Consider the following 25,493-nt stretch of genomic DNA (forward strand, 5'->3'; position numbering starts at 1 on the left):
GGCCGAAATATTCGGCCCTTTCTGTTCATCTAGCGGCTCGCTTACTTTGCCGGTAAGCAGCCGCTTGCTCACACTCCTCAGGCCCGCAAAGCACTCACCAGCTTGTCGATGCTGTCTTTCGCGTCGCCAAAAAGCATGCGGGAGTTGTCCTTGAAGAACAATGGATTTTCCACCCCGGCATAACCCGTTGCCATTCCGCGTTTAAGGATAACCACTTGCCGTGCTTTCCAAACCTCGAGCACCGGCATCCCCGCAATGGGGCTACCAGGATCTTCTGCTGCGGCCGGGTTCACCGTGTCGTTGGCGCCAATAACCAGCACCACGTCGGTCTGCGGAAAATCGGCGTTAATTTCGTCCATCTCCAGAACAATATCGTAAGACACATTCGCTTCTGCCAGCAGTACGTTCATGTGCCCGGGCAAGCGGCCGGCAACCGGATGAATACCAAAGCGCACCGTTGTTCCGCGCGCTTTCAACAGCTTGGTCATCTCGCTGACCCCGTTCTGGGCCTGAGCTACGGCCATACCGTAACCCGGTACGATAATCACCGAATCGGCGTTGCGCAGCTCCTCGCATACCTCCTCAATATTGGCTTCCAAAGCTGTTTGATCAGGCCCAGCGGCGGCAGAGCTCGTGCTGGTTTGACCGAAGCCACCCAAAATTACGCTGACAAACGACCGATTCATCGCTTTGCACATGATGTAACTGAGGATCGCGCCGCTGCTGCCGACCAACGCGCCGGTTACGATCAGCAGGTCATTGCCCAGCATGAAACCGATAGACGCAGCGGCCCAGCCGGAATAGCTGTTGAGCATCGAAACCACCACCGGCATGTCGGCGCCGCCAATGGCCATGATTAAATGCACACCCAAAGCGGCGGCAATCAGCGTCATCAGTACCAGTGCAATAACGCCCGGCGCCATGCTGTCGGTACCCAGGAACCAGGCGCCCAACAGCACCGACGCTAACAGCGCCGCCAGATTCATCAAGTGCCGGCCTGGCAGCGTTAGAGCTTTGCTGTCGATACGGCCGTCCAGTTTGCCGCACGCAATCAGTGAACCCGTGAACGTAATGGCGCCAATAAACACACCTAAAAACACCTCCACCAGCTTAATGGTGTGCTCGGCCCCGGTCGTTTGTATCAACGGCTCGATGTAGCCAGAGAAACCCACCAACACCGCAGCCAAGCCTACAAAGCTGTGCAGCAACGCCACCAATTGTGGCATCTGGGTCATTTCCACCTTGTCGGCGATAACAATGCCAATACTGGCACCCACTAGCACCGCAATCACAATAGCGACAAGCCCGCTATCACTGACGCTGGCCACTGTAGCCACCAGCGCGATAAGAATGCCGGTAACCCCGTAAAGATTGCCGCGGCGCGATGATTCCTGGTGGCTTAAACCTCCAAGGCTGAGAATAAACAGTACGCTGGCGACCACATAGGCCACACTCACAAGTCCTGAACTCATAGCGGGTGCCTCCTAGCGGCGGAACATTTTAAGCATGCGATGGGTAACCCGGAAGCCGCCCCCTACGTTGATGCTGGCAATCAGCACCGCCACAAACGCCATAATCCCGACCGCAACATTTTCCGCCTGGGCCAGATGCAATATCGCACCAATTACAATAATGCCGCTGATGGCGTTGGTCACACTCATCAAGGGTGTGTGCAAAGAAGGCGTTACGTTCCAGACAACTTGCCAGCCAATAAAGCAGGCCAATACAAACACAGTGAAGTGCCTCAAAAAGCTATCCGGTGCGTAAGCGCCAATGCCGTAAAGCGCCGCAATGGTGATAATCAGCACAACGCCCTTACTAATAAGGCTACGACGCTCCGACTCTTTGCGTGCTGCCGCCTTCTGTTCTGCTGAAGGCTCTTCGGTGCCAGGCGCAGCCTTGGGGCTGACCGGCGTGTGCGGTTGCGGCGGTGGCCAGGTTATTTCTGAATCCAGCACCACGGTCAGGCCACGGATAACATCGTCTTCCATATTCACCTGCGGCTGGCCGTTTTTCTCCGGTGTCAGCTCACTTAAAAGGTGAAACAGGTTGGTGGCGTAAAGGTCACTGGCGACTTTAGCCATACGGCTTGGCAGGTCTGTGTAGCCAATCAGCGTAACGTCATGCTTCTCGACGATTTTGCCGGGTTCAGTCAGTTCACAGTTGCCGCCACGCTCGGAGGCCAGATCGACAATCACGCTGCCAGGTTTCATGGATTTCACCATGTCCGCGGTAATCAGTTTGGGTGCGGGCCTGCCGGGAATAAGAGCGGTGGTAATAATAATGTCGACTTCTTTAGCTTGTTCCGCGAACAGCGCCATCTCTGCCTTGATGAACTCGTCGCTCATCTGCTTGGCATAACCGCCGGTGCCGCTGCCCTCCTCCTCGCCAAAATCTAATTGCAGGAATTCGGCGCCCATACTTTCAATCTGTTCTTTCACTTCCAGCCGGGTGTCGAACGCCCGCACAATCGCCCCCAAGCTGTTGGCAGCGCCCACAGCCGCAAGGCCCGCTACACCAGCACCGATCACCATCACCTTGGCCGGCGGCACTTTTCCTGCGGCCGTCATCTGCCCGGTAAAGAAACGCCCAAAGTGACTGGCCGCCTCCACCACCGCGCGGTACCCGGCAATGTTCGCCATGGCGCTTAGCGCATCCATCTTCTGGGCCCGGCTGATTCGCGGCAGGCTGTCGATAGCGAAAGTAGTCACCTTACGGGCGGCAAGCTTTTCCAGAAGCTCAGAGTTCTGCCCCGGCCAGATATAACTGACCAGAAAACCACCTTCCTTCATCAGATCAGCTTCGTGCTTACCCAGCGCCGGATTTTCCATGGGTGCGCGAACTTTCAAGATGAAATCAGCATCGCTCCACACCGAGCCAGCATCCGCTGCAATGGTCGCACCAACGGCCTCATAAGCGGAATCGTGATAATGGGCGGCCGCGCCTGCCCCAGATTCAATCGTGACCTGATAGCCCAGCCCAATCAGTTTGTGAACCGAGGGTGGCGTTGCCGCAACCCGTCGCTCGTCTGTGTAAATTTCCTTTGGAATACCGATCTTCATATAGGGATATCCTTCAGCTAAACCGATGAACTGGATGAATACTACCTATATCCTAGTGCAACTTCGGGACATTGTCCGTCTTACGTTTTATTGCGAACAACAGAAATCTCGATTCGCTGAAAACAGATCTGTGCCAAATCACGCTCAATTTATCCCCACGCGGTGGCGCGCAGCGTCTTTGCCAGCTAGGTTGGAATAGTGCTGCCGCTTTGTGCGTTGATTTTTCGCGTCATATATATAGCCGCACATGTTCATCAACGGGCAAAAACAAACGCCCCAGGCTAAATAGAGGAAAAGGTATGATTCTGGAAGGAAAAACAGCGTTAATTACGGGTGCCGGACGAGGTATTGGACAGGGTATCGCTATGTCACTGGCGGAGGCTGGGGCCAATGTTGTGGCGGCAGATCTGGACATTAACATTGCCAGGCAAACCGCAGAAAAAGTCCAGCAATTGGGGCGCAGAAGCTTAGCGCTGGAAGTGGACGTTACGGACCCGGATTCAATTAATAAAATGGTGCAACAGGCCGAGGAGCAGATGGGGCCTATCGACATTGCCGTAAACAACGCCGGCATTCTGAGCATACACCCTGTCGCTGAACTGTCTGCGGACGCTTGGGACCGTGTGATGGATGTTAACGCCCGCGGCGTATTTCTGTGTACCCAGGCCGAACTGGCGGTTATGCGGCCGCGCAAATTCGGGCGCATCATTAATATCGCGTCTATCGCGGGTAAGGTCGGCTTTCCGAATCTGTCCCATTATTCCGCCTCGAAATTCGCAGTCATTGGTTTTACCAACGCTGTTGCCAAGGAAGTCGCAGCTGAAGGCGTGACTGTTAACGCATTATGCCCTGGCATTGTCGGAACTGGCATGTGGCGCGGGCCAGATGGCTTGTCAGCGGCCTGGGCCCAAGACGGCGAATCGGAAGAAGAGTCGTGGGAGCGTCACCAAAAAACACTGCTCCCACAGGGCGAAGCCCAAACGCCAGAAGACATGGGACAACTTGCGGTGTATTTAGCCAGCGCCGCCCACGTTACCGGTCAGGCCATTGCGGTGGATGGCGGATTTTCGCTGTAACGGAAAAACGCTTCCAGAATCACTCTATCTGAACACTCGCAAAACTGGCTTTTCACCCAATCACAAAACATCAAAAACGAAACCAGTTGGGCCCCTCTGCACCGGACCCCAACTGGCTAGACATTGAAGCGCCGCGTACTTTCGGCAATCACGTTGGCATGCTCGGCCAAACGTTGATTTTGCCTGCCAAGTTCAGCACCAATGGCGTGTGTTTCGACACTTTGACCGCGAATTTCTTCCATTTTTTGCGCAATGTCGTCTGTAGTAACGGAAATTTCCTCAACGGCGACAACAACCTGATCCATTTCCGAGTTCAAGGTAACAATCGACTGAGCCACTCCTCCCATAGCATCTGCAATCTGCGACGCATGGTGCTCGCCTTCTTTCGCGATTTTTAGCCCGTTATTAGCCAGCGTGTCCATACTAGTGGTTTGCATGTTGAGCTCGTCAATAATGCCGACAATGTTGGTGGTGGCAGCAACGGTTTTTTGCGCCAGGGTACGAACCTCGTCAGCCACCACTGAAAAACCACGCCCAGCATCACCCGCCCGCGCCGCTTCAATCGCAGCGTTTAACGCCAGCAGATTGGTTTGGTCAGCCAGACTGTTGATAACGCCAATAATGCCCGTGACTTTGGCGCTGGCCTGGGTAAGCAGTTTGACATGGCCATGGGTATCTTGAATCACGCCTGACAACAGGCGCACTGAGGTCACGCTGTCTTCAACCACCCGGGCCCCGGATTGCGCAGACTCGTTGGCGGCTTGGGTAGCAACACCGACCTGAGAGGTGCGTTCGGCCACGTCGTTCAGGGTGACGGATATTTGCTGACTGGCCGTGGCCGCCAAAATAGTTTGTGATTCAACTATTTCGTTGTTTTGCGTCAGTCGAACCATGGTTTTTTCAAGCTCGTGATGAACCTCGATCAGATCCCGCGTGCCTGCGATGGACTCTTTCATCAGCACGCCGATGTTGTCGATCATCTGATTCGTTGCTTTGCCCAGAGTGTTGAATTCGTCGTTTGGGTTATTGCCGAGTGACAGTTTCTTGGTTAAGTCGCCCTCTGACACCCGTGACAACAATTCAACCACCCGGTTGAGCTGGCTAACCAGAGCCCGCGAGGTAAGAAATAGCACCAGGACCAAAAAAGGCGCAAACAGTAAAATAGAACCAATGCTGACCATTTTGGCCGACACTTTGGCGTTTTCAGCGCTTAGCAGGGTGCGCGCAATAAGACCGGATTGCAGAGCCTCATTTTGCGTTATAACTTGCTGTTGAAGGTTGTCGCCAGCTTTTTCCGCGCTGTTTGAAGTGATGGCAATTTGCTGCAGAAGCACATCAGTCCGATCAAATACAGTACGGTACAGACTCGTAACTTCCCCAATCACGATGCTTTTCCAATCGTGCTTTTCAATAATATTTTCCAGCACCTCAATGGCTCGGTTTGAAACTTCCGACAGTGCGGGATCACGAGTATTAATGTACTTACTCGATGTGCTCTCGACTTCACTAACAGCCTCATCAATCAGGCTGAATGACAGTGACTGCAGTTCTGTCATAACAACAGCGAGTTCCTGGCGAATCCCGGTGGCGTCAGACAAGCCGAGTACGCTCATCTGCCGCAGCCATTCCCGACGCAGCGTTACATAACGCTCGGCTTCCGTATAGATGGATTCCGCAAAGCGGATAGTGCCTGGGTCGTTCAGCTGACTTGCCTGGCGTTGCAGTGCTTTGGCGTCTGATGTCAGCTCATTCAGCTTCGCCAGCGGCTCGCTCTGGTCGTCCCCGGAGAGCGTGTTGAGTTGTTTTTCAACCGCGTTCAATTTAGTAACAAGATTACTCGCGCTGGTTTCATAGCGTGATATCTGATAGACAGACTCATAAGAGGATGAAACAGCCTCTAATCCCCAGAAAATGGCCCCGGCGATAATGGTCAAGCCAGTCAGTGTTACGACGATGAGCATCCGGAACTTCTGGCGCCAGGACAAGTTGAACTTCACAGTGGAATCTCCAATGTTGTTATGGTTGTGGCGTATACAGGCAGGACATTTAACCTAGAGATCCAGCTCGGGTCAATACGGAAATGCCTGTTCTGTCAGCAACGTATCGGCATCGTGAAAGATAACTTTAGCTTCTCAGGCTTAAACGGCCACCCAACAAAAACGCCGAGGCTCTAAATGTGCTAAGGTGCCCCCCTGACGTGCGAGTTACCAAGCATTTTTCTTATGCCTTAGCCATCCGAGCGCTTCCCTCCGGCGTTTTCTCGACATCTCGCACTCAGATCAGTGGTCTGCCCACTCCTGACCCTCTGTCGCCTCCGACAGTTGCTGTCTACATCCTATTCCGCCATCGGTTAATCCGAATTTGGTGTGTCTCATTGCGAAACCTCGCGGATCGATCGTTACCGGTCAAAGCTGAGCCCTTTTTCGCTTCCAGTTGTCGCCCTGGCCGCTCTTGCCTGTGCTCGATACAACGTTCTAAACAGGAATTATTATGAGTTTTAAAATTGCCATTCTAGGTGCAGGCCCAAGCGGCTTGGCCCAATTACGTGCTTTTGAAGCCGCCCGCGACGCCGGTGCAGATATCCCCGAAATCGTATGCTACGAAAAACAGAGCGACTGGGGCGGTCTTTGGAACTACACCTGGCGCACCGGCCTGGACGCCTATGGCGAGCCCGTGCACAGCAGCATGTACCGCTATTTATGGTCAAACGGTCCCAAGGAATGTCTGGAGTTCGCGGATTACAGTTTCGAAGAACATTTCGGTCGTCCTATCCCGTCTTACCCGCCCCGCGCCGTGCTGCGCGACTACATTATGGGCCGTGTGGCCAAGAGCAATGTACGACAGTACATCCGCTTTAACACCGCGGTGCACTGGGTTGACCACAACGAAGCCACCGGCAAGTTCGCGGTTACGGTGCGGGACTTAAAGCAAGACGAACTGAGCACCGACGAGTTCGACCATGTCATCGTTGCTACCGGGCACTTTTCGACCCCTAATGTGCCCTATTTTGAAGGTCTGGAGCAGTTTCCCGGCCGTGTGCTGCACGCCCACGATTTCCGCGACGCTTGCGAGTTCAAAGGTAAAGATCTTTTGCTGATCGGCAGCAGCTATTCCGCAGAAGACATAGGCACGCAGTGCCACAAGTACGGCGCCAAATCGGTCACCTTCAGCTATCGCTCACAGCCCATGGGCTTCGAGTGGCCGGAGTCTTTCACCGAAGTGCCGTTGCTCACCGAAGTGATCGGCAAAACGGCCCATTTCAAGGATGGCACCAGCAAAAAAGTCGACGCGATCATTCTGTGTACCGGATACCAGCATCACTTCCCTTTCCTACCCAACGAACTGACGCTGACCACGCGCAACCGGATGTACCCGGAAGGTTTGTACAAGGGGATCGTTTCCTTAGCCAACCCGAAGCTTATATTCCTTGGCATGCAGGACCAGTACTACACCTTTAACATGTTCGACGCCCAGGCCTGGTATGCCCGTGATGTGATGCTCGGCCGCATAACACTGCCGGCAAGCGACGCCATGGCCGCTGATAGCCGTGAATGGGTCGCCCGCGAGCTGAAGCTCGCCAATCCCGTCGACGAGATCGATTTTCAGGCCGCCTACATACAGGATCTGCTTGAACCTACCGACTACCCGGCGTTCGATGTAACCGCCGTTGCCCATATTTTCAAGCAGTGGGAACACGACAAGGAGGCGGACATTCTTGGATACCGCAATAAGAGCTACCGCTCCACGCTGACGGGTACCCTGGCACCGGTGCACCATACGCCCTGGATGGATGCGATGGACGATTCTCTGGAAGCCTTCCTCAAGGTGAAGCAAGCCCAGCCAGAAAAGGAGACTGTATGAATCAACCAAGCCTGAGCCAGGCTCGGTCTCGTTTCACCTCCAGCAGCATACGCTGGGGTTTTATGTGGGCCATGTGGGCCGCCGTGCTCTGGGGTGCCTGGTACGTGCCAGGGTCCGCGGTCTGGTTTGAAGCGCCGTATATTAACCTGAGCTTCGATACCAACGCCCAGTTTCTGCTGGCGGCGGCGGTGCTGACCACCTTCAACGCCATTGCCGTATTGTTCTTTCTGTTTGTCTGGAACGGGGTATTGGGCAAGCTCGGGGAATACGTTCGTACCATCAAGCAGATGCGTTATATATCCAAGTGGTTTTTCATCGGCGCCATATTTGGCGGCCCGATGGCCATCTTTGGTTCCTACTTGGCGATCGGCTACATCGGCGGGGCCTTCGCGGCCATTTCAGCGCTGATGTACCCCATCATCGGCGCCACTCTGGCCAGGCTCTGGTATCAGGAGAAGATCACCAAACGCGCAGCGGTGGGTATTTTTATCATCCTGGCAGGCGGCGTGACAGTCTATGCTCCCGGCATTATTGCTGAAATCACAGGCACCGGCGACGCCGGCTGGCTTGGCTACCTGGGCGGCGCAATGGCTGCGATTGGCTGGGGCGTAGAGGGCGCAATCGCAGGCCGCGGGCTGGATGTGGCCGATCCGGATGTGGGCATTACGGTAAGGTTCACGGCCGAAGTCCTGTATTGGGTTCTGCTGATTTTACCCGCGATTTACCTCTTCACCGATCAACCGGTTGTCGAACTGGTCATCGCCACATTTAACTGGGCGGTCATAGGCTGGCTGATGCTGGCGGGCGTGAGTTTCGCCTTCTGCTATGTCTCCTGGTACAAGTCTTTCCCACTGATCGGCGTTGGGCGAGGGCAGGCGATTGCGGCGTTGTACGGGCTTTTTGCCGTCATCTTCCTCGCCGCGTTCACCCTCGAATTTCCGGACTGGAACTTCCTTGCAGGTTTGGCTCTGTTCGTAATAGGCGGGTTTGTCATGTTCACGGAAAGCGACGACGTGCTTGAGGTAGTCCGTGCCGTGTCAAGCGACACCAAAACGTCCACCGCCACGGCGAGTGCGGCCAACTCATGATCATTGGAGCAAGCCATGAATAAATTACACATGAAAGGCCGCATTCTACAGTTGATCCATGACCAACAGCATGTCGGCATCTGGGACTGGCAAATCACCGATGTGGTGATGAGTGAATACGGTCTTAGCGGTGCCTATTGGCGCGGCAACACCCGCGTCACACTGACTGACCTGTTTTCCAGCGGCATCATCGAAAGCGTTGAGGAAGAGCTCGATCATCAAGCCTATTTTGGCGCAGGCCGCGTGTTGTTCAAGTTCAAGCTCAACGACTTCGGTCGTCAACGGATGCGCGACACTGCACTGGCCTGATAGCCGGTGCCACCTACAATTTTCACCAAGGAGACACTATGTCTGATTTCTGGGGTTATCCGGGGGCTGACATGCTCGCCGTTGCCGTCATTATTGTGCTCAGTGGCCTGGCCCTGTACCAGGCACGCACCTTTGTAACCAAGCTTTAAACGCAAACGCTGGCCGCCCTTTCGGGCGCGCCAGCACCCATTGTGGTCACACCTTCCCCGTATGACTTCCTTAAAACGTTAATATATAAAGGTTTTCAACCTTATCTCTGGCCCACTGGGTTCTGCGTAAAAACTTCAACGACGATTTGATCGACGGATCGCTCTTAAAGCAATTTATGTTGATTCTTTGAGCCAACCCCTCCCAGCCGTAATGTTGTTCCAGCCTGGTAACAATCTTCTCAAGCGTCACTCCGTGCAATGGGCTATTCGGTTGTTCTTCACTCATGCTTTAAATACACCGTTATTCATTGAGGGGGTAACTGACGGCATCCCGACCGGAGACTAATAAAATCTTCGAGCCTGACTGATCCGGCCGCGCCAATAGTAGCCATTAAGGGATGAGCGCATAACGCCGGACGAAGTCGATGCGTGAATAAAACTGTCATCGCCCATGTAAATGCCGGCGTGCTGGTCCTTTCCCTTTATATTAAAAAACACCAGATCGCCGGTGCGCAGGTTATCCAGGGGAACCCTTTCTCCGGCGGCCAGCATCTGATAAGTGGTGCGGGGTAAACGGCGCCCTATGGCTTCGTGGTATGCAGTGGTGATGAACCCAGAGCAATCAAAACCACTGGCAGACGCGCCTCCATAGCGATAAGGCGTGCCTTCATAGCGCTCGAAGACCTGCCAGAGTTGCTGGGCTGCAGCCATTTCACTACCGGTAGCGGGCCGCTCTGACGGCTGCCAGCGATTGTTGCCTGATGTACCAAGATCCTGATTGCTGGCGCAGCCGCCAAGGCCAACCAGTATCGCGATAGTCAACAGCGGTAGCAGCGATCGCCATGTCATTGGAATTGCCCTCGAAACGTTCAGCATGGGCCTACTGTAAAAGCCCGCGTGCTCCGTGTCAGGTTAAACATTGCGTTTATGTGTGTGCCGGTTGCTTGCGCCCCGTAACCGCAAATGCCACACCGGTGATAGAAACCACACCGCCGGCTATGGCCAAAACACCCAGGCGCTCATCGAACAACCAAAAGGCTTGCAGCGCGGTGACCGGCGGCACCAAATAAAACAGACTGGCCACCTGCGACGCCGCACCCCGACGAATCAGCAGCATGAGCAATAGAATGGCACCGATCGATACCCCAAACACCAGCCACGCCATGGACAACTGTAATTGGATGTCCCAGACCACCTCGCGGGTTTCAAGCGCGAACGCACCGATCGCGAAAAACACCGAAGCGGCGCTGTACTGAATAAAGGTCCCTGCCACCAGGTTAACGTTCGCACCATGGCGCTTCTGGTAAACCGTGCCTACCGAGATACCGAGCAATGACAGCATGGCCCACCCCAAGGTCCACAAGGGAAAGCCCGCTATCCCAGGCCCGCCACCCAACTTTTCCATCAGCACCAGGCTTACGCCCAGCAATCCCAGCGACAAACCCACCCACTGCCGCAGAGTAATCGACTCACGTAATATCACGACCGCCGCCAACGCCGTGACCAGCGGCTGCAGCCCAACAATCAGGGAAGTAATCCCGGACGGCATGCCACCCTGAATGGCGTAATAAACACCGCCAAGGTAACAGCCATGCACCAGCAAACCGGTAACCGCAGTGTGCCCTGCCCCGCGCCACGACGGCCAGGTGACCTTTAGCACCAAGGCCAGAACGCCCAACAGCGCCAGCGTGAACAGCATCCGGTAAAGCAACAACGTGAAAGGTTCAGCGTAGGGTAAGCCATACTTGGCACCAATAAACCCCGTACTCCAGAGCCATACAAACACGGCGGGCACAACATAAACCTGGAAAGCGGAACGCATGCAAATAGCCTTTTAAACGTGGATTGGTGACTGAAATCCGGAACGCGCCTATTTTCAAGCCATAGAGTTGGTAAAGCGAGAGGTTCCACAATGAAATTGAGTTTACAGGAGATTTTTCGGTTAGCGATTGACCCCTGAGCTTTCAAAGATTAGCTTACAGACAACCCGACCCCAAAAGGGCAATCCCCTTCGGGAGATCCGGGTGCATGAAATCAAGCGCCGGCCACAAGCCGGACAACAAAAACAACACCGCCACTGTCGCCGAGATCCGGCCAGGTGGAGAGGATTTCAAAATGTCTATATCAACACGTCTCCAAAGCGTATTGTGCCGTACACAATCGCGTCTACCTGTTCAGACAATCACCCTTTATTTCCGCGAGTTAGCGTCCACTTGGGCCAAGGAAGAAAGGTGATCCCCCATGACCGTATTCAGCCATCCCGAATTTGATAACCACGAACACCTGTCGTTCGTCTGTGACCCGGAAACCGGGCTTAAAGCTATTGTGGCGGTGCACAACACCTCCCGTGGCCCCGCTCTGGGCGGTTGCAGAATGTTCCCCTATGCCAGCGATGAAGAAGCCCTGCGCGATGTGTTGCGCCTTTCGAAAGGCATGACTTACAAATCCGCACTGGCCAATATTGACCTCGGCGGCGGTAAATCGGTGATCATCGGCGACCCGCACAAGCAAAAAAGCGAAGCTTTGCTGGAAGCCATGGGTAAACACCTCGAGGGACTTGGCGGCCAATACGTTGCCGCCGAAGATTCCGGCACCAGCGTGGCCGATCTGAAAATCATGGGGCGGCATACGAAGCACGTCGCCGGCATTGTCGAGCGCATCGCTTTTAACGGCCAGCCCAGCAACGGAGACCCCTCCCCCACCACAGCCTACGGCACATTTGTGGGTTTGAAAGCAGCGGTGAAACATAAGCTTGGGCGCGAGGATCTGACCGGATTGAAGGTGGCTATTCAGGGTGTGGGTAACGTGGGTTATCGCCTGGCCCGTCATCTGCAGGAAGCCGGCGCAGAACTCTGGGTATACGACATTCATCACGCGAACATGCAACGTGCGGTGGATGAACTGGGCGCCCATGCGGCATCAGCCGAAGATATTCTGTTTCTGCCAGTGGACGTGGTTGCCCCCTGCGCCATGGGCGCCGTGCTCAACGACGACAGCATTCCCCGCCTGAAAGCCACGATCATTGCGGGCGCCGCCAACAATCTGTTGCAACGCCCGGATCACGATCAGGCATTAAAAGACCGCGGCATCCTCTATGCGCCGGACTTCGCCATTAACGCCGGCGGCATCATCGATGTGTTCTACGAACGCACCGGCGCGTCCCCAGAGAAAGTACGCGCCCATGTGGAAGGCATAGGGCACACGCTTACCGAGATCTTTAAACGCTCGGATCGCAGCGGCATGCCAACCGGTGCAGTGGCCAACACACTCGCTGAAGAACGCTTCCGGAAGCACTCAAGCGTCGCTCAGGCACCACGCGAGCAGCTTGTGGGCGCCGGGTAGTTAGCGGTATTTGCTTTACCGGGCCGTGATTCAGTCACAGCCCGGTTCTTCCAAACAAAAACAACGATCTAGCAGGAAACAATTATGTCTGAATCACATGCGCCCATTGCGGAAGCAATAGAAGGCTCGAATGTTAAACGGGGGCTCTGGTCCTCACGTTTTGCTTTTATTCTTGCGGCCACTGGCTCTGCGGTGGGTCTGGGTAACATCTGGAAATTCCCCTACATCACCGGCGAAAATGGCGGTGGCGCCTTTGTACTGGTTTATCTTCTGTGCATCGCCGCGATTGGTCTGCCCATCATGATGGCCGAAGTGTTGATTGGTCGCCGCGGCGGCCGCAGCCCGGTTAACAGCCTCAAAGCGATTGCCGGGCACGACAGGTTGAACCCGGCCTGGCGTATGGTCGGCGCAGTCGGGGTGATCGCCGGCTTCCTGATTTTGTCGTTCTACTCGGTGATTGGTGGCTGGGCCGTATCCTATGTCGGCACAGCGGCCAGCGGGCAACTCACAGGCCAATCTGCGGATGCCATTGGCGCTATCTTCTCTGACCTGCTGGCCGATCCGGTAACGCTGCTGATGTGGCACACCCTGTTTATGGCCCTGGTTATGTTTGTGGTGGCAAAAGGCGTTCGTGCGGGGCTTGAGCGCGCGGTCACCATTCTGATGCCGGCTTTGTTCCTGCTGCTGCTCACGGTTGTCGGCTACGCCATGACCACCGGTGAATTCGGCCGGGCCGTGACATTCCTGTTCCAACCGGACTTCTCTAAACTCACCACCTCGGGCATTCTGGTGGCGCTGGGCCACGCCTTCTTCACCCTTAGCCTGGGCATGGCGGTAATGATGGCTTACGGCTCCTACCTGCCAAAAGGCATATCCATCGCTAAAACCTCCATTGCCGTCTGCGTTATCGACACCGCAGTAGCGCTGCTTGCCGGCCTGGCCATCTTCCCGATTGTGTTTGCGAATGGCCTTGAGCCCGGTGCCGGCCCTGGCCTGATCTTTCAGACCCTGCCGCTGGCATTCGGCCAGATGCCTATGGGCAGCTTGTTCGGAACCCTGTTCTTTGTATTGCTGGTATTCGCCGCTTGGACATCGGGCATTTCCCTGCTGGAGCCCATCGTTGAATGGCTGGAAGAACAAAAAAGCATGAATCGCACCCGCAGCACGCTGGCCGCAGGCTTCGTGTGTTGGTTGCTGGGCATTGCGTCGATCCTTTCCTTGAACCTGTGGTCAGATTTTGCGCCACTGGGCTGGATCGGCATGTTGGAGGGCAAGACCGTCTTTGATCTGCTGGACTTCTTCACCGCCAACATTTTGCTGCCCCTGGGCGGACTGCTGGTTGCCGTGTTCGCCGGCTGGGTGATGTCGCGGGAGGCAATAGAGAAAGAGCTGGCGCTGTCAAAACCTATGTTCCGCATTTGGTACATCACCGTGCGTTACATTACGCCAGTGGCTGTGGGCGCGGTATTTATCTACAACCTGTTCGGATCGTGAGCTTTGCCGGATAAGTAGACGGTCTATAACGAAAGAAGGGCGGCCCTCCGGCCTCCCTTCTTTTTTAACGAAATTCAAAAATAGACTTCAGACCTTCAGAAATAATCAAACTCCAAATGCTGGTAGACACGTCCTGCGTTTTTACCAGCCAGCTCCTCAAATGTGTCCAGGTAGGCCCATTGCGACTGGTCAATTTTGTACGCCTCGTCCAGACCGCCACCACTTTCAAGAATCGCGATAATGGCATTTCTGAGAAACACCAGGTAACCACGGGTTTCGCGGTTGACAACATTCAACGTGGTCGGTTCGCCGTGTCCCGGTATGACAACCGTGGGGTTCAACTCGCTCATTCTATCGAAGGACTCAATCCAGGCACCGGTGTCTGTGTCGTCAAAAACAGCCAGCAAACGCTGATGAAAACCCAGGTCGCCGGTGATCAACAATTTGTCCTGTGGTATCCAGAGCACAATATCACCGGGTGAGTGACCCGGACCAAAATAGTGCAGCTCGATCTTCACATCACCCATATCCAGGTCGTATTGATCCGAAAAACCGATATCTGGAACGGCAACATAGGTTCCTTCTGCCTTTTCCTTATTTCGCTTTTGCATGGAGGCCAGCGTGATCTCACCATGTTCCCGGAACTCCTCCAGCGCTGACTCATGAGCAATAATTGGTACGCCCTGATCTCGCCAGTAGCTGTTGCCCAACATGGCGTGACCCTGAGCGTTTTCATTAACCACATACGCGACCTCCTTGTCGGTTACGCTGTGGATTGAGCTATGAAGTGCCTTGGCTAGAAGGTAGTTGTCGCCCCCATTCATCACCACCACGCCCTCTTCGGCAATGATAAAGCTCAGATTATTATTGTGGCCATGATTCTCGTAGGTACCCGGGCCGGTCTCGCCAATCGCGGAATACACACGATCCGATACTTTGGTTAGCTCAAGCTGATCCGGAAAACCAGGCTCGCTGGCGCTCACCAAAACTGGAACCAGGAGCATCAACCCTGAAAGCAGATTGCGTACTGACATTGTTCGCACCTCACTGATACACCGCTCCAATTATTCCGGTAGTCGGAATACCGCCTCCGATAACGCCGAATCGTCCGGAAGACCGACGATCTTCTGGACTGCCCCACGTTCGTCACGGTATATAACCGAGGGTGTGGCCGATACCGCAAGAGCCCGCATAAGGCGGTTGTTATTGCCAATTTTGACTCTAAGCTGCTCGGGAACATTTTCCGGTGTCTCAAGCCAGTCCTTTGGGAACTGAGCCTCATGGAAATCAAGCTGAGCTACCGGATCCTCTGCAGCGATAACACTTGCAGCTTTGGCCAAACTGGTCGGCTGGATCACGCCAACCATGATGTGCCTCAGCTGTATCCCCCGCTCCAGAAAAGGCTGGGCTTTTTTTCTGAAAACATTGCAGTAGTCGCAATTCGGGTCGGTGAAAACGTAGACAATCCGTTGGGCATCTTCCGGCCCCTCCGGCACCCATGTTGCACTTTCCAGCTGGGCCCAGGCATCCGTAAGGTCGGTTTTCGGCAGCCAGTTTCGTAGTTGGTCGGCGCTCAGATCCTGGCCAAAACCATCAACCATCGTCCCGATAACCACATGCTCGCCATCCGGCATAAGGTATAACGTCACGGGGTGACCATTCCTGCGCCCGACGTAACCCTCTAACCCGCCTGGTGCTTCAAAACGGGCCTCGATATTCAGACCCTCATCAACCAGAATCTGAACGGCATCCGGATACTGTCCAGCAGCGATAACCGGTAAAAACCAGAACAAAGAAACTACCGCGCACAATATTTTTAACAATTTTAATTACTCCTATTTATATACTTTTCACTTATTAGAACGACGCCATTTCAAGATCCATTTCAACGGCATCAACACCGGCCTGTGCACAATTTTCATCCGTTTCTCCGGAAGGCGCACCGCTTACCCCCACACCACCAATCGTTTCGCCGCTGGCCCTTATCGGAACGCCGCCGGCGGATAACAGTACTTTTTCAAGCTTGCCGACGGAGAATGGCCCGATAAACCGATCCGTGAGCGCAGACGTGTTACTGGTGAACGTCATTGCCGTATAGGCTTTGCGATAACTGACGTCCAAAGCCAGATCCATTGCCAGGACATCGCGCAGAACGACCTGAGGGTGGCCGCCCCTATCCACCACCGTCACGGCTACCTGAACGCCCTGCTCACGGCATTTTTCAATCGCGGTTTTGGCTATGGTCAACGCGGTGTCCATCGACAACCGCTTGATTTCGACCATCACCGGCTGGTCTGTCTCAGCTGCATCGACCAGTCCCGTTGCTGTAAGGGCTGTCGTAAGTATCAGTATTGATAGTTTTGAACGCATTTTTTCTTCCTTCGTCAGAGCCACTGCATCAGGGGCGAACCAATACGTATCCTTTCTCAACTTGTTCAAGAATATGGGCAACACCCACCGGCACAGGCAAACTTTGAGGATGAAGCTTTGGTCTTTCGCCAGTCTCTCTTTCGATGGTATCCACGGTATTCATACACACCGAAAACCGGACACCCTGGGCCATCAAGCTGGTAATTCGCTCCCGAAGGCGGTTGTCCGCATACAGCAATCGAACGCCCGGGCCAAAGGTTGTAATCTCGATATCAATCAGATCCGGATCGTAATATTCCAGAAGATTGGCAGCGACGCTTAGAACCTTTGCCTGCTTTTCCGGTTCGCCATCGCTCAGTTGCATGAGCAGAAACTTCTCGGCAAACGGCTTTTCCGGATTGATCGGTTCTTCCGCCTGGAGATTCATAGCCATCATGAAGAGACCCAGATAAAGCAGCCACCGAAGGCCTACCTTTAGTGAATCTGCGGCGAGTTTCATAACGAATAATCTTCCAGCCCTGGGTTGTTCTCGACATTTTTCAAACGTGGGGTATTGAACTTTGCGATGGTGACCGTTTTTTCCGACCTCAGATAATCCGCCACCACATCCCAGATCGGGCGACCTGGAGCCTTCGAGTTAACGGTGGCCCAGCCGGCTACTTTGTACATCTTGTCGGCCTGAATCGACTCGCCATTGTCCAGACGCAGATCGGAAATACGGCCATTCATACTGGCGGTCGGGTCACAGGTGTAATCCAGGCCACCCACGCGAACCATGTCGCCGCCCTGCTGGTAATAGGGATCTTTATTGAAGAGATTGTCCGCCACGTCTTCCATAATCAGCTTCAGCTCCGCACCTGACATCTCCCGCACGTAGGTCTCCGGGTAGGTAATGGCGGTCGCGTTCATCACATCGTCCATGGTGATCGCCTCGCCCGGCAATACCGAGGTGCCCCAACGGAACCCTGGTGACAGGGATATTTGCGCGTCCAGCACTTTTCTCTGGGCATCACAGATCACCTGATCCATGGTGCCGTTGAAGTTGCCCCGGCGATAAAGCAGCTCGTCCGTGACCGCCAGTTTCTCCCCCAGCGTGTCTGCGTAGGGCGCGCGAACCTCCTGAATAAAACGATCCATTGCCGCGTCTGGCTTGATCATGTCGGAAAACACCGGCAGCAAGCGGTATTCGTATCCGCGCACGCCGCTGTTGCCGATGTCCAGATCCAGCACCGCGACATACTTGCCATTGGTGCCGGCGTTGCTGACCAGGGTTTTACCACCAGAATTGGTCACCACTGTAGGCTGCGGAACCGCATCGTGGGTATGGCCGCCAAGGATGGCGTCAATGCCCGAAACCCGGCTGGCCATCTTCAGGTCCACATCCATGCCGTTGTGGGACAACACCACAACAGCATTCACCTTTTCGGTTTCGCGGATCTGGTTAACCAGCGCCTGCATTTCGTTTTCCCGGATACCAAAACGCCAGTCCGGAATAAAATAGGAGGGGTTTGCGATCGGCGTATAGGGGAACGCCTGGCCAATAATGGCCACACGTTTTCCGCCAAGTTCTCGAATCGAGTAAGGTTTGAATACCCGCCCGCTGGCTTCGTCAAAGGATTCGGCGCCCATGAACATGGCTTCGTCGGACAAAAACACATTCTGGGCCAGAAACTCGCCCTTGAAGGCGTTAATATTCTTGCGAATCTGCGCTTCCGGGTAGGTAAACTCCCAATGACCGGTGAGGAGATCAACGCCCAGGCGGTTGCTGGCTTCCACCATGTCCTCGCCCTGAGTCCACACGGCGGTTCCGGAGCCCTGCCAGAGATCGCCACCATCCAGTAACAACGAATTCCCGGGGCCGGCCTGTTCGCGCAACTGGTCAATCAGGGTTTTAAGGTGCGCAAAGCCGCCAAGGCGACCGTATTCCTGTGTCGCTTCGGCGTAGTTCAAATAGGAGAAGGCGTGGGAACGCCGGGAATCAGCCGGGATTCCGAAATGCTCAAGAAAATGCGAACCGACTAAATGGGGCACCCTCCCCTTGCTCGGCCCCACCCCAAGGTTCACGTTGGGTTCGCGGAAATACACCGGCGAGAGCTGGGCATGAATGTCCGTCAGGTGAAGTAACCGGGCATTGCCGTACCTGGGTGAGTCGTACAGCCCTTCTCCACTCTTCGCCAACGCAAGCTTTGGGGCAAGACCGACGATGGCCGCTGCCTGCATGGCTACCAGGAAATCTCTGCGGGAAATCGACACTGCACTCTCCTTTCTTTGTTGTTATTGGCGCTGGTCGGCACACCCCGGACCACCAGGGTGCTATCGCCACAAAACAGGCACGGGTTAGTTGCCAATAGCGACGTTGCGCCAGACCTCCGCTTGTTGCTTTCTCTGCGCCACGGACTCTTGCGCAAGATTTCGTGCTTCGGTGGCCATCGTCTTTGCTTTTCCATAGTCGCCGCTGTCAGCAGCCGATCTGGCGGCCTTCAGTCGGTCTGACGTCACCGTCCACTTAAAGGTTCCGGCATTCTGATTTGTGCTTTCCGCCTCTGAATAGACCTGTTGAAAATCCTCTTTCGGGCCTGCGTAGGCGCCCAACGACACCAGCAGGCCAAACGACGTGGCAATGATCAGTGAAGATTTCTTTATCATGCTTTTCACCTCTTCGTTCCCGGTTACGGCCGAGTCGTCGGGCCAACCACCGGCAGGCCGTTGCTCATGTAGGTCAGGAAGTACTCGAGATTCCGATATTCCTCACTTTGAGCCGGTAATGGTTCGGCACGAACGTTGTTATTGCAACCGGCAAAACGCCGGTGGAGCGTACCCAGCTCACCCCATTTGGAGCGGTGCACCGGGAAATTGGCCGGTTGCCCCAAGGTTGGCGATAGCAGATCCGCACGAATCCAGTTGCCCGGGTTCTGGACATGGCAACCCGCGCACGAAAAGTTCAGCTGTCCCCTGCGGCTATAGTAAAACTCCTTGCCATCCTGATAGGCCGCCAGCGCCGCGGGTTCATCCGGAACCTTGATGTCGAAAGCCTTGCCCTTAGACGTCGAGGCCATGTACGCAGAGATCGATGCGATATCCCCTTTCTTATATTTCAAGGGTTTCTCACCATTTGTCTCCCGGCAACGGTTGATGGCCAACTCAAGCGTGATAACTTCTTTCTTTTCCGTGTCAAAATTCGGGTAGTTCTGGCGTATGCCGATGCCGCCGTTTTCAAAACAGCTGGCGTAACTCTTGCCATTGGCAAACGGCGTTTCGAACATCTCCTGGCCTTCCGCTACCGCGAACTCATACGGCGGAAAATCCTGCAGGGACTCCCACTGACTCCGTCGATCTTCATCCAGTGCGTACTGGCCGTTGACGAACTCCTTGAGCGGCACGTCGGGGAACTTCTGCCTGAAGTACGCTACCGTTTCTTTCCGGTCCTCTTCCGGCGTACTGCCCGCCAGCACCTGGGGCACTGCCAGTGACGCTGCAAGAGCAACCAGAATGACTTTCGATTTAAGCATGTCCAATCCTCCTCTGCGACGGACCAAAACCGACCGGTCTTGCCGCCGACAACCGCTAGCCGATCGTCGCTGTGGTTGAATCGCTCTCGCCTTTGTTGTCCGCCCAGCTGATAGTGAGCTTGTCGCCTTTCTTGGCGCCCTTGAACCGACATTCGACGAATGGGTCCTTGGAAACAGCAGGCCCCCAGTTCGCCACAAACACATCTTTTTCATTATGGGAAACCGTCAAAACCTGGATGAAATGCGAGGGAACGACATTCCCGGCTGAGTCCTTCACAAAACCCGAGTCCATCGGGTGTCGAACCAGGGCTTTAAGAGAAGTCACTCCGCCATTTTCAACTGCGCGAACTCTGATACTGGACGCCATTTTTATTCTCCTGTTCTGCTAACGGTCAGCCGCCACAGCCGCCAACGGTCACTTTCACATTCTTGGTTGCTTTGTAAGCCTTGCCGTCGGAAATGACCACGGCAACCACATCGGTGGTTTCGGCCATTTTCAAGCGGTTGGAAACAAACGGCAATGCGCCGTCAGGAACCTCAAAGTAGGCGGCCAATGCATTCGGATTTTTGGCAACCAGTAAGGCGATGCCGGTAATATTTGGCAGCGTTGATTCAACGGTCACCGGCACGACGGCGCCATTCTGGGCAATCGTCGGCAAGTCCATAGAAATCTTGTCCGATTCCGTTGCTTCCATCCCGTACAACTCGGCAATGGTTGCGTCCACACCGGGCGTATTAAACGCTTTTTTGGGCCAGCCAGACACATCCGGCGCCGTGGCCGTTGCCGCCTCGACTCTTAATGGCACAATCCCCGCACTCAGTGCAAAACCGGCAACCCCGGCACCCAGCATTCCTTTTAAAAAACCTCTTCGCCTTTCATTAGTCACGGCAACTCCTCCTCCGCCATTACAGCGTGTACAAATAGTCAACAACGCGGTTGATTTCTTCTTGGCTCAAGATCATGTGTCGTCCGAATGGCGGCATCACCGTCGTCGGGTTGAACAGAGTTGCATCCCAGATGCGTTTGAACAGCACTTCCCGGTCCGGGAAGCGGGCCTTCATCTGCATCAGAGGCGGCCCGATATTACCGGCCAGTTTGCCGTCATCCATCTTATGGCAGGCCAGACAGTTGCCATCCGTACGGCTGAAGGCCAACTCCTTGCCTTGATCAATTTCGATCTGGGACGGCTCCGCAAACGCCGGCGCTGCGGCGCTCAGCACGAGCGTGGTTACACACACAAAAATAAAGACTTTACGCATCACTCAATCCTCCTCGGCACGTTCCAATGGGCCCGTGTTCAGACATTATTCCGTCAACCCTTTGTCGAGCGGGCCGGTGGTGCTTGGTGTCAGATTTTTACCCACTGCCGAATCCGTAATCTCGACCTCGCCCCTGCAATCCTGCATACAGCGTTCATTACTGACTAACGGCCGCGGGTCTTCCCAGGTAAAGCCATCTTTGTTGGGCATATTGACTTGCGGCAGCGTCTCTTTATTGGCGATAAAATCGCTGTCGACGATGTAATTCAAGTTGAGAACATAGGCTGTCAGGGCATACACCTCATCATCGGTCAGGGACTGTGGGGCGAAGAACGGCATGGCTCGGTGAATGTAATCCCAGAGGGTGCTGGCGTAGGGCCAGAAGCTGCCTACGGTTTTTTCCGGGCGGTCTTGCGCCAGGCTCCCGTCGCCGCCGGCAAGTTTGGGAAAACGACCCATCCCTTCTCCGAACGCGCCGTGACAGGATGTGCATTGGGCTTCAAACACACTCATGCCTTCGTCGACACTGCCGCTGCCTTCTGGCAATCCCATGCCATCCGGACGCACGTCAATATCCCACCCGGCAATCTCATTCTCGGTTGCAGGCTTGCCGTAGCCGTAATGCCCGGCAGGTTCGGCATGGGCAAAAACCGCCAGCGTGGCCATCAACACCCCGCAACCCAAACCGGTCAAAGCTCGCGATGATTTATCAAAGCTGAACATTATTCACACTCCCATCCGGCGTCACCTGCCAGGTCTGGATCGCATTCTTGTGGTAAATCGAATTGGTGCCGCGAGCTTCCTTGAGCTGTGCCAGTGTGGGCTGTACATAACCGGTTTCATCGATTACCCGGGATTGCAGCAGTGCAGGGTTCCCGTCCCATTGCCACGCCAGCGAGAATCGTGTCAGCGACTTCGACATCACCGGCTCGGTCAATTGCGCCTGCGTCCAGTTGCGTCCGCCATCCACCGAGACGTCCACTGCTCTGACCTTGCCGCGGCCACTCCAGGCAATGCCTTCGATCTGGCAAATACCACTGCCGCGCAGTGGCATTTCCGGACATGGCGATGTAATGACCGACTTGGCTTCCATCACCCAGGTGAACCCGTGAGCCGTGCCATCCGGCATGAGGTCGGTGTACTTGGAGGTTTCCTCCCGCTGCATCCATGGCTTGTCGCCCACTTCCAGCCGGCGCAACCACTTCACATGGGTGTTGCCTTCCCAACCGGGCACCACAAGCCGTACCGGGTAACCCTGTTCGCGCCGCAGCGCCTCGCCATTTTGGGCATAGGCCACAATTACGTCGTCCAGGGCCTTTTCCATGGGAATGCTGCGGGTCATGGCGGCACCGTCGGCGCCCTCAGCCAGCAACCATTTGCCCTCCGGCTTAATGCCCACTTCCTGCAACAGGGTGGATAGCCGAACGCCTGTCCACTCCGCGCAACTCACCATGCCGTGAAGAAACTGCAGTGAGTTGAGCTGGGCACCGCGCCAATCCATGCCCCCGTTTGCGGGACATTCAATGAAGTTGATCTGGGAAACACTGGGAAAGCGCTGCAGGTCTTCCATGGAAAGAATTATGGGCCGGTCAACCAGACCGTGAATCATCAGGCGGTGCTGTTGCGGATCAACCTCGGGGCGGCCCGCATGGTGGCGCTCAAAGAACAGACCGTTCGGCGTGATAATGCCTTTCAGATGCTGTAACGGTGAAAAACTGATGGAAGAGGTTTGCTCGGCGGTAAGCCAGGGAACGGTTCGCCTGATGACGTCTTTCTCGAAGGGCGACGGAACCCCATACGGATCCGTGACAACGCCTGCGCCGAGGGATCGGGTCCAGGGCGGAATCTCTGGTGGGTACCCCACTTCCGCAGCACCCAGCCTTGGCGACAGCCCGGCCAGGGCACCTCCAACCATGGCGCTACCGGCAGTGAACAGGCCGTTTCGCAGAAAACGCCGGCGTTCGTTCGAGGGTAAACGTTCTGACTCTTCCAGAGCAGTTCTGGACAGGTTCTGGTTAAGCCGGCGGAGCTTGCCGAACATATTTTGTCCTCCTTCGATGCCCTCACCCGGGCAGTCGGCCGGCGATCAGTACACAGACTGAACGGCGGTCTTGTTGTTTATGTTATAAGGATATAATTTATTTATAGACGCCCGAATCGTAGGTTACAAGTTTTTTTAAGCACGCCATCACCCGGCTGAAGGTTCAGATTTCCAGGTAGAACGGGGCCAAAACAGGGAAAAGCACGGCCTGCACAGGTGGTTACAAAACATCCAAAAACACTGAGAGGGACGAAACATGAATCATTACAGAGGAAACATTAATGGTTTTTTAGGCATCCTCGTCGTTGGATTGCTTATATCTCCCCACGCGGCTTTGGCTGAATCTGATCCGACTTACCCGGATATCTCGATACCTTTTGGCGCCGAATCCGTGGATGTAGACAATGTTTACTATTTTTCAGGTCAATCCGGGGTGCCAAACGCAGCCAATCAGGGCTTCACTGCAAATGCCGGATTTGTAATAACCGGTGACGGCGTCGTGGTCTTTGATGCCCTGGGGACACCCAGTCTGGGCGCCGCCATGATCGGCGAAATACGAAAGCTGACGGATCAGCCCATCACTCATGTGGTGGTCAGTCACTATCACGCCGATCACATTTATGGCCTTCAGGCCTTCAAAGACCTGACGAACGCCAAAATCATTGCCCAGGACAGCTTTAACCTCTACACCTCCAGCCCGGATGCGAAACAGCGACTGCAGCAACGCGAAATAGCTCTGGCTCCCTGGGTGAACGACAACACGCGAGTGGTTCTGCCCGATGTCACATTCAGCGATGAAACGTTTCTGGAGTCCGGCGCGTACCGGTTCATGATCTACCACGCAGGACCGGCCCACGCGCCCGACGACAGCATGATGATGGTTGAACCCGCAGGGGTGCTTTTTTCCGGCGATATTATCCAGAATGGACGAGTGCCGTTTCTTAACAGTGCCGAAGTGGATACGGAAAACTGGATGCAGGCCATCGAAAAGGTTCGCAAGCTGGAGCCAAAGGTATTGATACCCGGTCACGGGCCTGCTTCCTGGAATGCGATGGTGGCACTGGATTTCACCTATGATTACATCTCCTTTGTGCGCAGTGAGATGCAACGTGCGGTCGAAAACTGGGTCCCTTTCGAGGACGCATATCAGCAAACAGACTGGTCCCGCTACGCATCGCTACCGGCTTTTGAGGCGTCCAACAAGGCGAACGCCTATCGCGTTTACCTGGATATGGAGAAGTCTGCGCTGGGCAGTGAATGATTGGAAAAATCGGGACTGGGATGGGGTATGCGCCCCATGGCCCCATCGTGTTTGACACACAGGAGGTCGGGCCTGGCACTCACCCGGGCCCTGGCCTGATCTTTCAGACCCTGCCGCTGGCATTCGGCCAGATGCCTATGGGCAGCTTGTTCGGAACCCTGTTCTTTGTATTGCTGGTATTCGCCGCTTGGACATCGGGCATTTCCCTGCTGGAGCCCATCGTTGAATGGCTGGAAGAACAAAAAAGCATGAATCGCACCCGCAGCACGCTGGCCGCAGGCTTCGTGTGTTGGTTGCTGGGCATTGCGTCGATCCTTTCCTTGAACCTGTGGTCAGATTTTGCGCCACTGGGCTGGATCGGCATGTTGGAGGGCAAGACCGTCTTTGATCTGCTGGACTTCTTCACCGCCAACATTTTGCTGCCCCTGGGCGGACTGCTTGTTGCCGTGTTCGCCGGCTGGGTGATGTCACGGGAGGCAATAGAGAAAGAGCTGGCGCTGTCAAAACCTATGTTCCGCCTTTGGTACATCACCGTGCGTTACATTACGCCAGTGGCCGTGGGCGCGGTATTTATCTACAACCTGTTCGGATCGTAAGCGGCGTCGGGTAAGTGTCTGTTTATAACGGATCGGGGAGGCCTGCAGGGCCTCCCCGATAAACGCCTTCAAAAA

25 protein-coding genes and 1 pseudogene are annotated in these 25,493 nt (G+C 55.0%); 8 read left to right on the plus strand and 18 right to left on the minus strand.

From position 1 onward, the window contains the following. Positions 1–77 precede the first annotated feature (77 nt). Positions 78–1,472, minus strand: coding sequence for a Re/Si-specific NAD(P)(+) transhydrogenase subunit beta (gene pntB, locus MIH19_RS16650; protein ID WP_249005936.1), 1,395 nt, complete (start codon positions 1,470–1,472; stop codon positions 78–80). Between the two features lie 12 nt (positions 1,473–1,484). After that, a complete protein-coding gene (locus MIH19_RS16655) occupies positions 1,485–3,062 on the minus strand; it encodes a Re/Si-specific NAD(P)(+) transhydrogenase subunit alpha (RefSeq protein WP_249005937.1) in 1,578 nt (525 codons plus the stop codon). A 299-nt stretch (positions 3,063–3,361) separates the two neighbouring features. Here MIH19_RS16655 and MIH19_RS16660 point away from each other — a divergent pair, with 299 nt between their 5' ends. Next, positions 3,362–4,138 (plus strand): SDR family NAD(P)-dependent oxidoreductase, encoded by a 777-nt coding sequence (locus MIH19_RS16660; protein ID WP_249005938.1) that lies wholly within the window; start codon positions 3,362–3,364, stop codon positions 4,136–4,138. Between the two features lie 116 nt (positions 4,139–4,254). On the opposite strand, the gene MIH19_RS16665 is transcribed toward MIH19_RS16660, so the two are convergent. Beyond that, entirely contained in the window at positions 4,255–6,135 is a 1,881-nt protein-coding gene (locus tag MIH19_RS16665; protein WP_249005939.1) for a methyl-accepting chemotaxis protein, read from the minus strand. Positions 6,136–6,628: 493 nt separating this feature from the next. Between MIH19_RS16665 and MIH19_RS16670 the strand changes: the two genes are divergently transcribed. The 3 genes from MIH19_RS16670 to MIH19_RS16680 are packed head-to-tail and all read left to right on the plus strand — an operon-like array spanning position 6,629 to position 9,396. Beyond that, complete coding sequence (locus tag MIH19_RS16670; RefSeq protein WP_249005940.1) at positions 6,629–7,999, plus strand: NAD(P)/FAD-dependent oxidoreductase; 1,371 nt, start codon at positions 6,629–6,631, stop codon at positions 7,997–7,999. After that, the gene (locus MIH19_RS16675) at positions 7,996–9,087 is read left to right on the plus strand and encodes a DMT family transporter (RefSeq protein WP_249005941.1); all 1,092 of its coding nucleotides are present in this window, start codon (positions 7,996–7,998) and stop codon (positions 9,085–9,087) included. Before MIH19_RS16670 ends, MIH19_RS16675 begins: the two co-directional genes overlap by 4 nt. 15 nt (positions 9,088–9,102) lie before the next feature. After that, positions 9,103–9,396, plus strand: coding sequence for a hypothetical protein (locus MIH19_RS16680; RefSeq protein WP_249005942.1), 294 nt, complete (start codon positions 9,103–9,105; stop codon positions 9,394–9,396). Between the two features lie 219 nt (positions 9,397–9,615). Here MIH19_RS16680 and MIH19_RS16685 read toward each other — a convergent pair whose 3' ends face one another. From MIH19_RS16685 to MIH19_RS16695, 3 genes are all read right to left on the minus strand, one after another. Continuing rightward, positions 9,616–9,831, minus strand: a complete 216-nt coding sequence (locus MIH19_RS16685) for a VF530 family protein (protein ID WP_249005943.1) — start codon at positions 9,829–9,831, stop codon at positions 9,616–9,618. 56 nt (positions 9,832–9,887) lie between these two features. Beyond that, entirely contained in the window at positions 9,888–10,394 is a 507-nt protein-coding gene (locus tag MIH19_RS16690) for an NlpC/P60 family protein (protein WP_249005944.1), read from the minus strand. A gap of 76 nt (positions 10,395–10,470) precedes the next feature. Further along, positions 10,471–11,367, minus strand: coding sequence for a DMT family transporter (locus MIH19_RS16695; RefSeq protein ID WP_249005945.1), 897 nt, complete (start codon positions 11,365–11,367; stop codon positions 10,471–10,473). Between the two features lie 419 nt (positions 11,368–11,786). On the opposite strand from MIH19_RS16695, the gene MIH19_RS16700 reads away from it, so the two are divergent. Next, positions 11,787–12,887 carry a Glu/Leu/Phe/Val dehydrogenase dimerization domain-containing protein gene (locus tag MIH19_RS16700; RefSeq protein WP_249005946.1) on the plus strand — a complete coding sequence of 367 codons (1,101 nt, stop codon included), beginning with the start codon at positions 11,787–11,789 and terminating at the stop codon, positions 12,885–12,887. 84 nt (positions 12,888–12,971) lie between these two features. Beyond that, on the plus strand, positions 12,972–14,381 hold the full coding sequence (locus MIH19_RS16705) for a sodium-dependent transporter (protein WP_249005947.1): 1,410 nt from the start codon (positions 12,972–12,974) through the stop codon (positions 14,379–14,381). A gap of 95 nt (positions 14,382–14,476) precedes the next feature. Here MIH19_RS16705 and MIH19_RS16710 read toward each other — a convergent pair whose 3' ends face one another. The 12 genes from MIH19_RS16710 to soxC all read right to left on the minus strand — a co-directional run bounded on the left by MIH19_RS16710 (position 14,477) and on the right by soxC (position 23,561). Then, a complete protein-coding gene (locus tag MIH19_RS16710; protein ID WP_249005948.1) occupies positions 14,477–15,415 on the minus strand; it encodes an MBL fold metallo-hydrolase in 939 nt (312 codons plus the stop codon). 30 nt (positions 15,416–15,445) lie between these two features. After that, positions 15,446–16,204: a thiol:disulfide interchange protein DsbG gene (gene dsbG, locus MIH19_RS16715; RefSeq protein ID WP_249005949.1), complete on the minus strand. Its 759-nt coding sequence runs from the start codon at positions 16,202–16,204 to the stop codon at positions 15,446–15,448. Positions 16,205–16,238: 34 nt separating this feature from the next. Continuing rightward, complete coding sequence (locus MIH19_RS16720; RefSeq protein WP_249005950.1) at positions 16,239–16,751, minus strand: heme-binding protein; 513 nt, start codon at positions 16,749–16,751, stop codon at positions 16,239–16,241. Positions 16,752–16,779: 28 nt separating this feature from the next. Beyond that, entirely contained in the window at positions 16,780–17,250 is a 471-nt protein-coding gene (locus MIH19_RS16725) for a hypothetical protein (RefSeq protein ID WP_249005951.1), read from the minus strand. Next, entirely contained in the window at positions 17,247–19,004 is a 1,758-nt protein-coding gene (gene soxB, locus MIH19_RS16730; RefSeq protein WP_249005952.1) for a thiosulfohydrolase SoxB, read from the minus strand. Before soxB ends, MIH19_RS16725 begins: the two co-directional genes overlap by 4 nt. 84 nt (positions 19,005–19,088) lie before the next feature. Beyond that, on the minus strand, positions 19,089–19,397 hold the full coding sequence (locus MIH19_RS16735) for a hypothetical protein (RefSeq protein ID WP_249005953.1): 309 nt from the start codon (positions 19,395–19,397) through the stop codon (positions 19,089–19,091). Positions 19,398–19,420: 23 nt separating this feature from the next. Continuing rightward, positions 19,421–20,260 (minus strand): sulfur oxidation c-type cytochrome SoxA, encoded by an 840-nt coding sequence (soxA, locus tag MIH19_RS16740; protein WP_249005954.1) that lies wholly within the window; start codon positions 20,258–20,260, stop codon positions 19,421–19,423. 55 nt (positions 20,261–20,315) lie between these two features. Next, a complete protein-coding gene (soxZ, locus tag MIH19_RS16745; RefSeq protein ID WP_249005955.1) occupies positions 20,316–20,627 on the minus strand; it encodes a thiosulfate oxidation carrier complex protein SoxZ in 312 nt (103 codons plus the stop codon). 25 nt (positions 20,628–20,652) lie between these two features. Continuing rightward, complete coding sequence (gene soxY, locus MIH19_RS16750) at positions 20,653–21,147, minus strand: thiosulfate oxidation carrier protein SoxY (RefSeq protein ID WP_249005956.1); 495 nt, start codon at positions 21,145–21,147, stop codon at positions 20,653–20,655. Positions 21,148–21,166: 19 nt separating this feature from the next. Continuing rightward, complete coding sequence (gene soxX, locus MIH19_RS16755; protein ID WP_249005957.1) at positions 21,167–21,520, minus strand: sulfur oxidation c-type cytochrome SoxX; 354 nt, start codon at positions 21,518–21,520, stop codon at positions 21,167–21,169. A 45-nt stretch (positions 21,521–21,565) separates the two neighbouring features. Next, complete coding sequence (locus MIH19_RS16760) at positions 21,566–22,243, minus strand: cytochrome c (RefSeq protein WP_249005958.1); 678 nt, start codon at positions 22,241–22,243, stop codon at positions 21,566–21,568. Next, entirely contained in the window at positions 22,230–23,561 is a 1,332-nt protein-coding gene (gene soxC / locus MIH19_RS16765) for a sulfite dehydrogenase (RefSeq protein WP_249005959.1), read from the minus strand. The genes MIH19_RS16760 and soxC overlap by 14 nt, the downstream gene beginning before the upstream one ends. A 256-nt stretch (positions 23,562–23,817) precedes the next feature. On the opposite strand from soxC, the gene MIH19_RS16770 reads away from it, so the two are divergent. Continuing rightward, complete coding sequence (locus MIH19_RS16770) at positions 23,818–24,822, plus strand: MBL fold metallo-hydrolase (protein WP_249005960.1); 1,005 nt, start codon at positions 23,818–23,820, stop codon at positions 24,820–24,822. Between the two features lie 86 nt (positions 24,823–24,908). After that, positions 24,909–25,418, plus strand: a pseudogene (locus tag MIH19_RS16775) (sodium-dependent transporter); the annotation flags it as partial. Positions 25,419–25,493 lie beyond the last annotated feature (75 nt).

It is taken from the genome of Marinobacter sp. M1C (assembly GCF_023314135.1).
Classification (GTDB): Bacteria; Pseudomonadota; Gammaproteobacteria; order Pseudomonadales; family Oleiphilaceae; genus Marinobacter.